This is a genomic window from Sphingopyxis sp. YR583 (assembly GCF_900108295.1).
Classification (GTDB): Bacteria; Pseudomonadota; Alphaproteobacteria; order Sphingomonadales; family Sphingomonadaceae; genus Sphingopyxis.
Genome location: NZ_FNWK01000001.1, coordinates 2,261,001 through 2,275,523 on the forward strand (window position 1 = coordinate 2,261,001; position 14,523 = coordinate 2,275,523).

Sequence of the window (14,523 nt, forward strand, 5' to 3'; positions counted from 1 at the left end):
CCGGATCATCCTCATCCCCATTCGAAAGAATTACCAATGCGTCTCATCCCTTTGTTCGTCGCCGCGCTTTGCTGTGGTGCCGCCGCTCCGGCCCAGGAAACCCCCATCGTCGTCAAGGGCGCTGACGGCCGGTTCGAGAGCCAGCTCGATCCGAAGGTGAGCGTACCGCCCTTTCCGGTCGAGGCGGTCAGGAAATTCCGTCGATCGTCGGATGCACTTGTCGCAATGCTCGCCGCCATGCCGCAGGTGAACGCGCCGCCGGTCCCGGTCTGTCACCGGATCAAAACCTGGATCGAACTCGCGCCGCCGCACGGCGTGCTTGGCGCCGAAGTTGGCGTGATGAACCCCTTCAAATTCGAGGGCGGAAAATGTCACCGAATGACCGCGACCGGTGTAATCTTCCGGCTTAACAGCCTGTCTTTGCTGCTTGATCCCCAGCAGGCGTTGATGCGCCGCGGAGAAGGGGAAGGCGACTGGTGGCTCGTCCGCGATGCGTCGATCGGCGCGCGGCGCGTCATAGAGATTCGCGACAGCATCGCCTTCACGCACGGCCGGGCACCATTGCTCATCCCCATATCGACCGGCCGCTATTTGCGGCGCAAGATGGCGGTCGAATATGAAGGGTCGACCGAGCGACGCCGGCTGGAATCCGAACTGGCCGATATGGAGTCAGCCGCCCGCGCTGCCCCGGCATGTCTCTTGAGGACGACCGGCGCACTTGTACGCGACTGCCGCGCGGCCGACGTGCTGGTCGAACTCAATCCCGCCTATTTCGACACGAGTCGACCGGAAATTGTCCAACTGCTCGTCATGGAAACCCCGTCGTCGCCCGTGCATGGCGAAACCGCTGACCGTTTCGCCGCACGCGAGGCGATTTGGAATGCAATCGATCGCGCCGGACTTGCTGCGCTGGTCGGCTGACCGGCTCGCGATGCTCCTCGGCATATGGGTTCCCCGATCATGCGCCGCTGATTGACGGCCGGAGCCTCGCCGTGCGTTCAGTCGGCCTGCCATTTGGAATCCCCATTCTGATCGTCTATTCGGGGATCAGCCGCGGGCTCGTCGAGGGGCATTACAATGAACGGCGGTCGCAATTCGAAGCCGTCGCCCGTCGACTCGGCGCGTCTGCGCTCCGCGATGTGACGCCAGGCCGGATGGAAAGCCGCGCGTGCCGACCTCGACCCCGTCGCGTACCGCCGCGCGCAAGACCGGCGGGGGTTTCGTGGGGCGGTCGTCGCGCTGGTCGAGACGGATGCCGTGGGCGCCGTGGTCGATCATATCGAAACGCGCTATCGCACTCCGGCGGGTAACAAGCCGCTTATCATGGTCGAACGCGCCCCCCGCCGGCGCGTCTGTCCTGTAAGACTGGCGCAAGGGGAGAGGATATGGACGAAAAAATTGCGCTGATCGAAGCTGGCGGAACCAAATTTATCGTCGGAGTCGGGGATGCCTCGCGGCGGATTCATGCGCGCACTCGCATCGACACGACGCGTCCCGAGGAGACGATCCCTGCCGCAATCGACTGGCTGCGCGCGCAGGGCGGCGGCTATACGGCGGTTGGCATCGCCAGCTTTGGCCCGCTCGACCTCGATCCAGCTTCGGCAACATGGGGCCATATCACCCGCACGGCCAAGCCGCACTGGAGCGATGCCGATGTCGCCGGCCCCTTTGCGCGCGCGTTCGACTGCCCGGTTGCGATCGACACCGACGTCAACGGCGCCGCGCTGGCCGAATGGACGTGGGGCGCGGGGGAAGGGGCGAATTCGGCGCTCTATCTGACCGTCGGGACCGGTGTCGGCGGCGGCGCAGTGGTCGGCGGGCGGCTGATCCACGGGCTCAGCCATCCCGAGATGGGCCATATTCGCATGCCCCGCCATCCGGACGATGCCGGTTTCGACGGGCATTGCCCTTTTCATGGCGATTGCCTCGAAGGTCTCGCCGCAGGCCCTTCGATCATCGCCCGCTGGGGTGCTTCGCTGTCCGATCTTCCCGGGGGCCATCCCGGCCATGAAATCATCGCCTGGTATCTCGCCCAGGCTGCGTTGAGTTTTCAGGCCATCCTGTCACCGTCGCGGATGATTTTCGGCGGCGGCGTGATGGAAACGCAGGGATTGCTCGACCGGGTTCGCGCCAGGACTGCCGAGGCAGGTGCCGGCTATTTCGTCGGCGATCCCGCGGAGGTGATCGTCGCGCCTGCGTTGGGTCATGATGCGGGCCTTCTGGGCGCGCTCGCGCTGGCACTCCGCCTGTCTTGAGGCTTCCTGGATATGGTACAGGTGTTTTGCCGAGCCTCGGTTCTCCAGCAGCAGGTGCGAACCGGCTAGTATGCGGCCGCTACCCGCTCGATCTGGAGACCGACGATGAAGACCGCAATTGCCGCTTTCGCCTTGACCACGTTTCTGGCCGTCGTGCCCGCCACTGCGCAAACCGGGCATTCCGGGCACGACGCGCCCGCCATAAACCCGAAGATCACGCTCGTGTATCAGCACGAACTGCCCAATGTTCCGGGTAAGAGCGTCAAGGGCGTGCTCGTCGAATATGGCCCGGGCGCGGTCAATCCATCGCACGTCCACGCGCCGTCGGCGCTGATCTATGCGACGGTGCTGGACGGCGCGGTGCTCAACCAGATCAACGGCGGGCCGGTCCGTACCTTTCGCAAGGGCGAGAATTTCACCGAACTACCAGGCGATTTTCACAATATCAGCGCGAATGCGAGCCAGACCGAGCCGGCGACCTTACTCGCCGTATTCGTAGTCGATACCAATGATACGATCCTGACCACGCCCGCCACGGGCCCGCGCAAATAGCGCTTCTCGCCGCTTATCATCATCGGCGGATTAGCCTCGGCTTGTCCGCCGATAGATTTTCTTCGTCGCAAAAATCGGCCTCCGGCGTTGACGAATCTAAAATCAATCGATTAAGTTGACATTGTCATTCGGGACTGGTCGAGACGAATGACGGGCTCTCCCCCTCGACCCGCGGCTTTTGACCGGGAAGCAGCTTGCTCCGCGTTACCAACGGCTAAAGCGCGTGATGCTCGGGCGACATCGCCAGGCATTGCGTTCCCCCCAGAAGGGGTATTGCGATGCGTATGTGTAACAGCATCAACTAGATCATCGCCGCGCGTCTCGCGGGGTAGCGGACCGACCGCGCCCTTCGCGCCCAGCGGCCTTCCATAATCTCCAGCCGCGCCTCCTCACGCGAGACGTTTGCGGCCTGACGTCCGGCGCCCGAGCGCCGGCGCGGGGAAACATCATGCCTTTGCTGACCCAATCCGACCTGTCGGATCTGGCTCGCTATCCTGCGTCCCTGCGCAGCGCCGCCCGTGCGCTGTGGGGGGCGGAGCTGGCGGCTGCCCGATGCGGCGCGGCGCACCGCGCCACCATTCATCACATCAAAAAGGGGGCGGGATCAACGCCCGGGGACCATATCTAATGAACCGTTTCTCTCCCGATCATCACCTGAAGCTTTTGCTCGGCGCGGCGCTGTTGCTGCCTGCCGGGCCGGCCTTTGCGGCTGAAACCGCCGCCGAAGAATCCAGTGGGGCTGCCGATAGCACCGCGGACGAAAGCGCCGCTGGCGCTGCGGTAGCGGCTGCGTCCGCCGCGTCCTACGACGGCGCCGAAATCATCGTGTCGGCGCGCCGCCGCGACGAAAGCGCGCAGGACGTCCCGATCGCACTGTCGGTCGTCGGCGCCTCGCAGCTCGAGGCGACGGGCAATTATTCGCTGACCCAGATCCAGCAGATCGTCCCGAGCCTGCAAGTGTTCAGCTTCAACCCGCGCAACACCAATATCAACATTCGCGGGCTCGGCAGCAATGTCGCGCTGACCAACGACGGGTTGGAAAATGGCGTCGGCTTCTATGTCGACAATGTCTATTACGGGCGGCCCGGCCAATCGCAGTTCGATCTGGTCGACCTGCAACAGATCGAGGTGCTGCGCGGACCGCAGGGCACGCTGTTCGGCAAGAACACCACCTCGGGCGCGATCAACATCACCTCGCGCAAGCCGAGCTTCAACCCCGAATTTTCGGGCGAGGCGAGCGTCGGCGACTATGGCTATTACCAGCTGCGCGCTTCGGCATCGGGCGCGATCATCGACGACCTGCTCGCCATCCGCATCAGCGGATCGTCCACCGAACGCCGCGGGTTCCTCTACAATGATACGCAGAAAGAGCGCGCGCAGGACTATTCGAACTGGAGCGTACGCGGGCAGCTGCTGTTCACCCCGACGCCCAATCTCGAGGCGCGCATCATCGGCGATTTTTCGCGCCAGAAGCAGAACCACGTCCTTAATGTCTTCGCCGATTATTTCGGGACGTACGAGAATGGCGCGGCGATTCCGAACAGCTTTGCCGAGCGCGCGGCGCGCTTTCCCGGTTACAGCTTTCCGACGATCGATCCCTTCGCGCGGCGCGGTGAGGCCGACAGCCATTATCAGTCCAACATGGATGGCTATGGCGTGTCGGGCCAGCTCGACTGGGACGTCGGCGCGGTCAAGCTGACCTCGATCACCGCCTATCGTTGGTGGGACTGGAACCCGTCCAATGACGGCGATTCGACCTCGCTTCCCGTGATCGTCAAAGCGCAGCAGGCGAACCGCCAGCGCCAGTTCAGTCAGGAAATCCGGCTTGCTTCCGACACCGATGGCCCGATCGATTATGTCGTCGGCGCCTATTATTTCTGGCAGATCATTCGCGGCAAGGGGGCGAGCGCCTATGGCCCCGCCGCCGGATTGTGGAATCGTCCCGCGACCTCGCCGATCCCGCTCACTGCATGGGACGCCGCGCTCAATGGGTTCGAGGCGAATTCTACCTCGGACCCGCGGACCAAAAGCTATGCACTGTTCGGCCAACTCGACTGGAAATTCACCGACCGGCTGACGCTCACGGCGGGGCTGCGCTACACGCACGAGAAGAAGAGCGGTTCGTTCACGCAGATCCATGTCGCGGGGACGAATCTGGCAACCCTCCCGGCGGGGTTGGCGGCACAGGCGGCGGCGCTCCGTGCGCAGTTCAACCCGGTCACCAGCTACTCAACCGGCTTCACCGATAACAGCGTGTCGGGGCTCGCGACGCTCTCGTGGCAGTTCAGCGATAACGCGCTCGCTTACGCGACCTATTCGCGTGGCAACAAGTCGGGCGGCCTCAACCTCACCAACCTTCCCGCCGGGATCGATCCCGACGTCGCGCCGGAAAAGGTCGACAGCTACGAACTCGGCATCAAGTCGCAATGGTTCGACAAGGCCGTGACGCTCAACGTTGCGGGATACTGGACCGAGATCAGCGATTACCAGACCGCGATCACCGAGCAGGTGCCCAACACGGTCAACGTCCGCCAATATATCGCGAACATTCCGGGGGTGCGATCGCGCGGGGTCGAGGGCGACCTGAGCTATGCGCCGAGCGACCGTGCGAGCTTCTATGCGTCGATCGCTTATGCCGACACGACATACAGCGACTACCGTACCGCGCCGCAGGCGCCCGAACGGCTCAACCAGGGCGGGATCCAGGACCTGACGGGCGAGCAACTGCCCGGTGTTCCCAAGCTCACCTATACGCTTGGCGGCGACGTGTCGGCGCCGCTCGGCAATCTCGGCGGGCGCGACCTGTCGCTCTACGGGCACGCCGATTATTCGCATCGGTCGACCTTCAATACCTCGTCGAGCGACAGCCGCTACGCCGACGTAACGGCCTATGGCATCGCCAATGCGCGCATCGGCATCCGTACCGACGACGGATTGTTCGACCTGTCGCTCTGGGCGCGCAACCTGTTCGACAAGGATTATTTCCAGACCTTGTCGGCGCAGAACACCGGCATTGTGACCTCGCTGATCGGCGAACCGCGCACGATCGGCGCGACGATGCGGACGAAGCTGTGATGGCGGCGTCCACCCCATCTGCGCGTGCGCCACGCGCCCACCCCATTCGACGACCGCCCGCAGAGGCCCTTGCCGGATACCCCCGCCGTCCAACCCCCAAAGGAGACTGATATGACGGACCTTCACAACAGCTATGCCAATGCGCGCGACAAGAATATTCCGCTCGAAATCACGCCGGTGACCGGCACGATCGGCGCCATCGTCCATGGTGTCGAGCTGTCGGGCGACTTGCCTGCGCCGGTGGTGCAGGCCATCCAGGCCGCGCTGGTACGGCACAAGGTGCTGTTCTTCCGCGACCAGCAGCATCTGACCGATCAGGAGCATGAGGATTTCGCGGCGCTGCTCGGGGATCCGGTCGCGCATCCGACGGTGCCGGTTGCCGAGGGTTCGCGCTACCTGCTCGAACTCGACAGCAAGGAAGGCTATGCGGCGTCAAGCTGGCACACCGACGTGACCTTCGTCGATGCCTATCCCAAGGCATCGATCCTGCGCGCGCTCACGATCCCCGAAGCCGGCGGTGACACGCAGTGGGCGAACGGCGAAACCGCTTATGAGGGCCTGCCCGAAGTGCTGCGCCAGCTCGTTAACAATCTGTGGGCGACGCACACCAACCTTTATGATTATGCGGCGATCCTGCAATCTGCGCCCGACGGCGAAAGCGCGGCGAAGCGGATCAAGGAGCATCGGAGCGTCTTCGCGTCGACGGTCTATGAAACCGAACATCCGGTGGTGCGCGTGCATCCGGTAAGCGGGCAGCGCAGCCTGCTGCTTGGCCATTTCGTCAAGCAGTTCGTGGGCCTGAACGCTACCGACAGCGCGCGGCTGTTCCAGACGCTGCAGGATCATATCACCAAGCCCGAGAATGTCGTGCGCTGGCGCTGGCGCGAAGGCGACGTGGCGATCTGGGACAATCAGTCGACCCAGCACCGCGCGACCGCCGACTTCGGACTGCAGCGCCGGACGCTCCGCCGCGCGACGATTTCGGGCGAGGTTCCGGTCGGCATCGACGGACGCCGCAGCCGCACGGTGCGTAAGGAAAAGGCGGTTCAATACGAACCCGCCTGACGAAATCGGCCGGCGCCTGTGGTTCTCCTCTCCCTTCCTGTGACTGCGCCGGCCCTGTCTGCGGCGCGCCCCGGTTCCATTCGCCCGGGCGCGCCGACCTTTTGCCTTCGAAGGATCATCCGATGACCTATGGTTCGCGTTTCGCCCGTTTGCTTTTTGCCGCGCTGATCGGCGCCGCATCGGTCGCGCCGGTGCAGGCGAAGGAATGGCGGCCGAACCTGCTCGTCATCGTCGCCGACGATCTTGGCTATTCAGATCTTGGCGCGTTCGGGGGCGAGATCCGCACGCCGAATCTCGACAAGCTCGCGCTCGCCGGCATCCGGCTTGCGGGCTTCCACACCGCGCCGACCTGTTCGCCGACGCGATCGATGCTGCTGTCGGGCACCGACAATCACCGCGCCGGGCTTGGCACGATGGCCGAGATGATCCGGCCGAACCAGCAGGGCAAGCCGGGGTATGAGGGCTATTTGCGCAGCGACGTCGCGACGCTCTCCGAGCGGCTGGGGGCGAATGGCTATCGCACCTTGCTGTCGGGCAAATGGCATTTGGGGCTGACCGCCGAGCAGGACCCGCATGCGCGCGGGTTCGAGCGCAGCTTTGCGTTGCTGCAGGGTGGACACAATCATTATGGCACCGACATCAAACCCGAAGCCACTCCCGGTACGCGCGGGATCGCGACCTATCGCGAAAATGGCAAGGTCATCGTGCGCTTGCCCAAGGGATTCTATTCGAGCGACTATTTCGCGACGCGGCTGATCGATTTCCTTGGCGAACGACCCGCGAGGGGGAAGGCAGAACGGCCTTTCTTCGCCTATCTCGCCTTCACCGCGCCGCATTGGCCGCTGCAAGCGCCGGCGGAGGACATTGCGCGCTACAAGGGGCGCTATGACGAAGGCTTCGATGTGCTGCGCGAACGCCGCGTCGCACGGCAGCGTGAGCTCGGCATTCTCGCGCCCGACGTGACGGCGCATACGCCGCGCAACCGTGACGGCAGCTGGGATAGCTTGACCGCCGACCAGCAGCGGCTCGCCGCGCGCAACATGGAAATCTATGCTGCGATGGTCGACCGGCTCGATCAGAATGTCGGGCGCGTGATCGAGACGCTGCGCGCGTCGGGCGAACTCGACAACACGGTGATCGTCTTCCTCGCCGACAATGGTGCCGAGGCGCTCGACGTCGAAACCACCGGCGCGCAGATGCTGGCAAGCTCGCTGAAAGACGCCGACAACAGTTTCGCCAATCGCGGTACGGCGTCGTCTTATCTCACCTATGGCGCGGGCTGGGCACAGGCGGCGACCGCGCCCTCATGGCTGACCAAGGGCTATAACAGCGAGGGCGGTACGCGGGCGGTCGCGTTCATCAGCGGTGCGGGCATCGCGGCGCGAAAAGGCGCCGACACCCAATATCTGTCGGTCGCAGACATTGCGCCGACCTTGCTCGACCTCGCGGGCGCCGATGCACAGGCAACCGAATTCGCGGGGCGCAAGGTCGTGCCGATCACCGGTCGGTCGTGGGCCGCCTGGCTCAAGAACGCCGATGCGCGTGTCTATGGTGCGAACGACGGCGTGGGGGCGGAGTTGTTCGGATCGCGCGCCTATCGCCGCGGCGACTGGAAGCTGACCGATATCGGCGACGGCATCTGGCGATTGTTCGACATTGCACGCGATCCGGGCGAGACGCGGGACCTGTCGCTCGCCCACCCTGACCGTAAGGCCGACCTTGCGGCGGCGTGGGATCGTTATGCGCAGGATGTCGGCGTGATCCTGCCCGATTCCATCCCATATCGGCCATAGGTCGCGCATATCATGCACTTTGACGCGTCAGGCCTTGTCAATCATATAAGTTGAGTTACTTTTGCTGCTCCCAGACGTATTCCGAATCGAAAGGATCGCTCATGGCCACGCAGCTGAACACCCCCGACCTGTTCGAGACCGCGCGATCGCTCGGCGTGTCGATTTCGCCCTCGACCCCGACGATCGGCGCGGAGATCGGCGGGCTCGATCTAGACCGCTCGCTGTCGTCCGCAGAGGCCGATTTTCTGCGTACGGCGTGGCTGCGTTTCAAGGTCGTCTTCTTCCGCGATCAGGACATCAGCCACGAAAGCCATGTCCGGCTGGGCGAGCTGTTCGGCGATCTCGAAGGTCATCCGGTGATTCCGTCGGTCGAGGGCTATCCCGAGATTCTGAAGATCGAAGGCGTCGAGGGCGTACAGCTGACCGCCGAGACGCTCGCGCCGTTTCAGGCGTATAATAAATGGCACACCGACGTGACCTTTCGCGAACGGCCGTCGATCGCGTCGGTCCTGCGCGCGCGGCACCTGCCGCCGCTGGGCGGCGATACGATGTGGGCCGACACCGTCGCCGCCTATGCGGGGCTGCCGCAGCCGGTGAAGGACCGCATCGAAGGGCTCGAGGCCGAGCATGACATCGTGCGCAGCTTCGGCGGCCGCGTGACCGAGGAGAAAAAGGCGCAACTCGCGCGCGACTTTCCCCCGGTACGCCATCCGGTAGTGCGCTCGCACCCTGAAACAGGCGAGAAGATCCTCTACGTCAATTACACCTTCACCAGTCGCATCGTCGGGGTGAGCGAAGAGGAGAGTGACAGCCTGCTCCGCCTGCTCTTCGACCGGATCAAGGTGCCCGAGTATCAGGTCCGCTTCCGCTGGACCCCGAACGCGATCGGCATCTGGGACAATCGGTCGACCCAACATTATGCCGTCGGCGATTACTGGCCCGAATATCGCGCACTCGAACGTGTCACCGTGTCGGGCGATGTGGTAACCCGATGAGGATGATCGAAGCCCAGGTTCATTCTCCGCGCCCGCGCTTTCGCACCGCGACCCGCGTGGCGATCGTCGGTGCGGGTTTCTCGGGAACCTTGCTCGCGATCAATCTGCTCGAGCAGCCCGACGTAGAGGTTTTACTGATCGAACGCGACCGGCACCGGATGGGCGCCGGGGTTGCGTACAGCAGCACCGAAACCTCGCACCTGCTCAATGTTCGCGCGGGCAATATGAGCGCCTTTGCCGACCGGCCCGATCATTTCTGTGAATGGGTTGCGGCGCGGGGGCTCGGCTGCGAGGCGGCGTTTGTGACGCGCGCGACCTATGGCCGTTATCTGCGCGAGACGCTCGGTCAGGCGATGGAGAAATATGGCCGGCGGCTGAAGCTCGTCGACGACGAAGTGCTCGATATCGAGGAAAAGCGCGGACAGGTTACGCTCGGGCTCGTCAACGGCGGCTTGATCGAAGCCGACCGCGCGGTGCTTGCGATCGGCAATCTGCCGCCGCACGATCCGCCCGCAATCGAGGGCGCACATCTGCCGTCGCATCGCTATATCGGCGATCCGTGGGCGAGCGCGTTCGAGGACGGGCTCGACAAGCAGGCGCCGGTGCTCGTCGTCGGCACCGGGCTGACTGCGGTCGACGTGATCCTGCGGCTCGCCGCGCAGGGTCACGAAGGGCCAATCACCGCGCTGTCGCGCCGCGGGCTGCGGCCGCATCGCCACATTGACGGGTTGCCGCGCCCCAAGCCGGTGCTCGCCAAACCTGCGCCGGAACTCTCGGAACTCGTGCGCTGGGCGCGGGACGAGGCGCAGGATCGCGACTGGCGGCTTGTCGTCGATTCGATCCGTCCGATCACCCAGATGATGTGGTCGGCCGCCGATGCCGACAAGCGTGCGCGCTTCCTGCGCCATTTGCGTCCCTTCTGGGACGTCCATCGGCACCGGCTCGCCCCCGAGGTTGCCGGCCGGATCGATGCCCTGATCGCTTCGGGGCGGTTACATTTCCGTGCGGGCAAGATCGCAAGTGTTGCGGTCGAACCCGATGCGCTTGCGGTGTCGTGGCTGCCGCGCGGCGAAACGGAATTGGTAACTACCCGCGCCGTGCGAATGATCAATTGCACCGGACCGCAAGGCGACCTGCTGCGTTCGTCCGATCCGCTGGTCAAGCGCCTACTCGGTGCGCGGCGCATCCGTCCCGATACGCTGCGCCTCGGGCTCGATATCGATCGCGACGGGCATGTCGTCGATGCGTCGGGAAAGTCGTCCGAACATATTCTGGCGATCGGCCCGATGACGCGCGGCGATCTGTGGGAAGTCGTTGCGGTTCCCGATATCCGCAGCCAGGTCAGCGCGCTAGCGCGCCGCCTCGTCAACGCGCACTGGACCGGCGGCGAAGGACTCTAGGCGCCGACGCCAAAAAAACTTTCATGCCGTGCATCCGGCGACGTCCTTCATGCCGTCCAGACGATGACCGGTCATTGCGCCGGTCCCGGCGGCGATAGCGCGCGGCGGCTGATCGGTCCTCCCCGGTGCGGACCATCCGCGCTTGCCCGGTATCGCCGCCTATGGTTTCACCAGCCCTGCGCGGTGTGAAGGAGTGAGAGAATTTGGATCAGTTGATTGCCACCGTGGCCGCCGCCGCAGCCCCGCCACCCGCCGTCGTTCCGCAAGCGGTCGCCGCGGCGCCGGTGACGTTGCCGCCGCAGATGATCAATCCGGCGGACGTTGCGGCCTATATCGACCCGCGCGACATCGCCGCCTTTCTGCCGGCGCCTCCACCGACCACCGAGTTGGTCGCGATCAGCACCCACTTTTTCCATCTGATCGAAAATATCACGATGGTGGCGCTGTTCGTCGTCGGCTTTTTCCTCCTCGCGCGGCTGTTGCACGCGTGGATGCTCCATCGCTCGATCCGCCGTGCGCTCGAAGGCAAGTCGGACGCGGTCGGCCCGCTGATCGACAAGCTCAACAAGCCCTATGAGCATATCGGAGTGCCGAGCGCGGACGCGCCGGGCGACGATCGGAACGCGCTGGTGCTGATCGCGATCGGCCTCGCGATGGCGGGGTTCGGATTGCTTCAGGGCCATGAGGAACTGATCCGCGTCGCGGTCGGTGCGGCCCTGTTCCCGGCTTTTGTCGGTGTCGCACTTCTTGTCCGTCGCCGCCTTGCGCGCGCCGATGCCGGGGAGCGCCCCGCTGCGTGATGAGGAAGATTGGGCCCTCAACCAGCGCGTTGCCGGGGGAGATCGCGCCGCTTTCCAGCTCCTCGTATTGCGTCACGAAGGGCGATTGCGTGCCTTTCTGTCCCGCACCGCAGGGTGCGACGCCGACGATCTGGCGCAGGAGGCCTTTGTTCGTGCCTGGCAGCGCGCGGGAGATTTTCGGGGGCAAGGGAGCTATGCGGCATGGGTCATGGGGATCGGCTGGCGGCTGTTCCTCGACCAGCGGCGCACCGCGCGGCGGCGCGAGGGACTTGCGGCGGGAGAGGAGGCCGCGACATCGACCGATCCGCGCTGGGCGAGCGATGCCGCGATCGACGCCGGCCGCCTGCTTGCTGCGCTGTCGCCGCAGGAGCGTGCCGCGCTCACCTTATGCTTCGGTCATGGCTGGTCGCATGGCGAGGCGGCCGAAATCATGGGGGTGCCATTGGGCACGCTCAAATCGCTCGTCTTGCGCGGGCGCGCAAAGGCGCAGAAGATGATCGACGAAGGAACGGAGGCATGACGACGCCGGGCCATCAGGATGTCGACGCGATGCTGGCTGCCATGCTGGCACCGCCCGAAGGGCCGGGCGACCGCGGTTTCGCGGCGGGGGTGTCGCGTGCGATCGATGCGCAGGCGGCCTATGCGCGCGCGCGTCGGCGCTTCTGGCGCAGCTTCGCCTTCGAGGCGCTTGCTGTGGGTGCGCTGCTCGCTGCGTTGTGGCTGCTGTCGTCGGCACCATCACTCGCGCCGCTGGCGGGAACGACGCATTGGGGGCTCGCGCCGCCTTTGCTCCTCGTCCTGCTATTGTGGTTCGGGACGCAACGCTGGCGCCAGGCCTAGCTGGCGCCGGCGCTACGCCCGATCAGGCTTCTTCCTCGCTATCGTCGGCGTCCGCGACGACCGCGTTCTGACGTGGCTTGCGCCCGCGCGGCGTCTCCCGGATTGCGGGTTGCGCGATCGGCTCGACCGCCGCGGCGCCCTTGACCAGCGCATCGAGCGATCCGCCGTCGAAACCAAGTTCCTTCATCAGGCTGTCGATCACCGGCGCCTGCGCGCGATAGGCGAGCGCCGCCGACACTGCGTTGCTGGCGAGGTTGCCGCTTTCGCCATTTGCGCCAGCGTTCGGGGCGCTGCCGCCGGTCTGGTTGATCCCGTCGACCTGGATGATCTTGATCGAATCGATCGCTTCTATCGGCTTGGCGGCTTCGCGCACCACCTCTGGCAGCACCTTGAGCAGCGCCATTTTGGTCTGTAGCGAGATCTGGTTCGACGACAGCAGGTTCGCCGCCTCGTTGATCGCGCGCTGGCCCGCGGCCTCGACCTCGAAACGGATGCGCGCGGCTTCGGCGCGCAGCTTTTCGGCTTCGGACTCGCCCTCGGCTTCGAGCCGCAGCGCTGCGGCACGGTTCGCTGCGGCCTCTTTTTCTGCCTCGGCCTGTACCTTTACCGAAATCGCCTGCCGTTCGGCCTCCTTGGCCGCTTCGATCAATTCGATGCGCTTCGAACGTTCCGCGACTTCGGTTTCGCGTGCGGTAGCAACCTGTTCTTCGGCGGCGACAGCGACGGCGCGTGCCGCATCCGCTTCGCCGCGCGCCTGACTTTCCTCGCGGCTCTTGTTCTGGATCAGGATCTGCTGCTCCTGCCGCGCCAGTTCGATCGCCTGCTCCTGCGCGATGCGTGCTTCCTCGATCGCGCGGTCGGCCTCGATCTGCTTGGCATCGACCAGCTGCTTCGCTTGGATGCGCGCATTCTCGGCTTCCTGATTGCGCTGTGCCTGTTCGCGCGCGACCTCGGCCGCCTGCTCGGCGCGGCGAATTTCGATCTCGCGCTGCTGGCCGAGCTTCGCAAACTCGTTGTCGCGCGCGATTTCGAAGCTGCGCTTGTCGGCTTCGAGATTCTTGGTCTCGATCTGGACGCGCGTGTCCTGCTCGATGTCGTTGCGCGCCTTTTTACGCAGTTCGATCTGCTCGGTCAGCTTGGTCAGGCCCTCGGCGTCGAACGCGTTGTTGGCGTTGAAATGTTCGATCGACGTCTGGTCGAGCCCAGTGAGCGACACCGATTCCAGCTCGAGCCCGTTCATCGACAGGTCGTTCGAGCTGACCTGCTGCACCTTCTGGACGAAGTCGGCGCGTTGTTCGTGAAGCTGGTTCATCGTCATGCCGGCCGCGACCGAACGCAGTGCGTCGACGAACTTGCCTTCGACCAGATCCTTCAGCGCTTCGGGGTTCATCGTGCGCAGGCCGAGCGTCTGGGCGGCCATCGCGATCGACCCGGCATCGGGGCGGACGCGGACGTAGAATTCGGCCTTCACGTCGATGCGGAGGCGATCGAGCGTGATCAGCGCGTCGACATTCTTGCGCTCGACGGCGAGCCGGACGGTGTTCATGTTCACCGGCATCGTTTCGTGGAGCACGGGCAGGACAAGCGCGCCGCCGTTCATGATCACGCGTTCGCCGCGAAATCCGGTGCGGACGAAGGCAATTTCCTTGGTCGCGCGATGATAAAGCCGCGTGACAATCAATCCCAATATCAGAAGCGCGGCAAGCCCGATGCCGGCGTAAATAGCAATTTCAATCATGACTCACCCG

At 64.7% G+C, this 14,523-nt stretch carries 12 protein-coding genes; 11 read left to right on the plus strand and 1 reads right to left on the minus strand.

Annotation, left to right across the window (positions count from 1 at the left end):
- Positions 1-36: 36 nt before the first annotated feature.
- The 11 genes from BLW56_RS10375 to BLW56_RS10425 all read left to right on the plus strand — a co-directional run bounded on the left by BLW56_RS10375 (position 37) and on the right by BLW56_RS10425 (position 12,775).
- Positions 37-921 carry a hypothetical protein gene (locus BLW56_RS10375; protein WP_093510417.1) on the plus strand — a complete coding sequence of 295 codons (885 nt, stop codon included), beginning with the start codon at positions 37-39 and terminating at the stop codon, positions 919-921.
- 464 nt (positions 922-1,385) lie between these two features.
- The gene (locus BLW56_RS10380) at positions 1,386-2,255 is read left to right on the plus strand and encodes an ROK family protein (protein WP_093510418.1); all 870 of its coding nucleotides are present in this window, start codon (positions 1,386-1,388) and stop codon (positions 2,253-2,255) included.
- 132 nt (positions 2,256-2,387) lie between these two features.
- Positions 2,388-2,807, plus strand: coding sequence for a cupin domain-containing protein (locus BLW56_RS10385; RefSeq protein ID WP_218140504.1), 420 nt, complete (start codon positions 2,388-2,390; stop codon positions 2,805-2,807).
- Positions 2,808-3,434: 627 nt separating this feature from the next.
- Positions 3,435-5,882 carry a TonB-dependent receptor gene (locus BLW56_RS10390; RefSeq protein WP_093510420.1) on the plus strand — a complete coding sequence of 816 codons (2,448 nt, stop codon included), beginning with the start codon at positions 3,435-3,437 and terminating at the stop codon, positions 5,880-5,882.
- 111 nt (positions 5,883-5,993) lie between these two features.
- Positions 5,994-6,947 carry a TauD/TfdA dioxygenase family protein gene (locus BLW56_RS10395; protein ID WP_093510421.1) on the plus strand — a complete coding sequence of 318 codons (954 nt, stop codon included), beginning with the start codon at positions 5,994-5,996 and terminating at the stop codon, positions 6,945-6,947.
- A 122-nt stretch (positions 6,948-7,069) separates the two neighbouring features.
- The gene (locus BLW56_RS10400) at positions 7,070-8,740 is read left to right on the plus strand and encodes an arylsulfatase (protein WP_093510422.1); all 1,671 of its coding nucleotides are present in this window, start codon (positions 7,070-7,072) and stop codon (positions 8,738-8,740) included.
- 101 nt (positions 8,741-8,841) lie between these two features.
- Positions 8,842-9,735, plus strand: coding sequence for a TauD/TfdA dioxygenase family protein (locus BLW56_RS10405; RefSeq protein ID WP_093510423.1), 894 nt, complete (start codon positions 8,842-8,844; stop codon positions 9,733-9,735).
- Positions 9,732-11,135, plus strand: a complete 1,404-nt coding sequence (locus BLW56_RS10410; RefSeq protein WP_256203379.1) for an FAD/NAD(P)-binding protein — start codon at positions 9,732-9,734, stop codon at positions 11,133-11,135. The genes BLW56_RS10405 and BLW56_RS10410 overlap by 4 nt, the downstream gene beginning before the upstream one ends.
- A gap of 203 nt (positions 11,136-11,338) precedes the next feature.
- A complete protein-coding gene (locus BLW56_RS10415) occupies positions 11,339-11,935 on the plus strand; it encodes a hypothetical protein (protein WP_093510425.1) in 597 nt (198 codons plus the stop codon).
- Positions 11,910-12,455, plus strand: coding sequence for an RNA polymerase sigma factor (locus BLW56_RS10420; protein ID WP_093510911.1), 546 nt, complete (start codon positions 11,910-11,912; stop codon positions 12,453-12,455). The genes BLW56_RS10415 and BLW56_RS10420 overlap by 26 nt, the downstream gene beginning before the upstream one ends.
- Positions 12,452-12,775 (plus strand): hypothetical protein, encoded by a 324-nt coding sequence (locus BLW56_RS10425; RefSeq protein WP_093510426.1) that lies wholly within the window; start codon positions 12,452-12,454, stop codon positions 12,773-12,775. The genes BLW56_RS10420 and BLW56_RS10425 overlap by 4 nt, the downstream gene beginning before the upstream one ends.
- A 22-nt stretch (positions 12,776-12,797) precedes the next feature.
- Here BLW56_RS10425 and BLW56_RS10430 read toward each other — a convergent pair whose 3' ends face one another.
- Positions 12,798-14,513: a flotillin family protein gene (locus tag BLW56_RS10430; RefSeq protein ID WP_093510427.1), complete on the minus strand. Its 1,716-nt coding sequence runs from the start codon at positions 14,511-14,513 to the stop codon at positions 12,798-12,800.
- Between the last annotated feature and the right edge of the window lie 10 nt (positions 14,514-14,523).

Coding starts and splice junctions, on each gene's coding strand:
- BLW56_RS10410 (WP_256203379.1), top strand. CDS start 9,732: ATGAGGATGATCGAAGCCCAGGTTCATTCTCCGCGCCCGCGCTTTCGC.
- BLW56_RS10375 (WP_093510417.1), top strand. CDS start 37: ATGCGTCTCATCCCTTTGTTCGTCGCCGCGCTTTGCTGTGGTGCCGCC.
- BLW56_RS10390 (WP_093510420.1), top strand. CDS start 3,435: ATGAACCGTTTCTCTCCCGATCATCACCTGAAGCTTTTGCTCGGCGCG.
- BLW56_RS10405 (WP_093510423.1), top strand. CDS start 8,842: ATGGCCACGCAGCTGAACACCCCCGACCTGTTCGAGACCGCGCGATCG.
- BLW56_RS10420 (WP_093510911.1), top strand. CDS start 11,910: ATGCCGGGGAGCGCCCCGCTGCGTGATGAGGAAGATTGGGCCCTCAAC.
- BLW56_RS10425 (WP_093510426.1), top strand. CDS start 12,452: ATGACGACGCCGGGCCATCAGGATGTCGACGCGATGCTGGCTGCCATG.
- BLW56_RS10400 (WP_093510422.1), top strand. CDS start 7,070: ATGACCTATGGTTCGCGTTTCGCCCGTTTGCTTTTTGCCGCGCTGATC.
- BLW56_RS10430 (WP_093510427.1), bottom strand. CDS start 14,513: ATGATTGAAATTGCTATTTACGCCGGCATCGGGCTTGCCGCGCTTCTG.
- BLW56_RS10395 (WP_093510421.1), top strand. CDS start 5,994: ATGACGGACCTTCACAACAGCTATGCCAATGCGCGCGACAAGAATATT.
- BLW56_RS10380 (WP_093510418.1), top strand. CDS start 1,386: ATGGACGAAAAAATTGCGCTGATCGAAGCTGGCGGAACCAAATTTATC.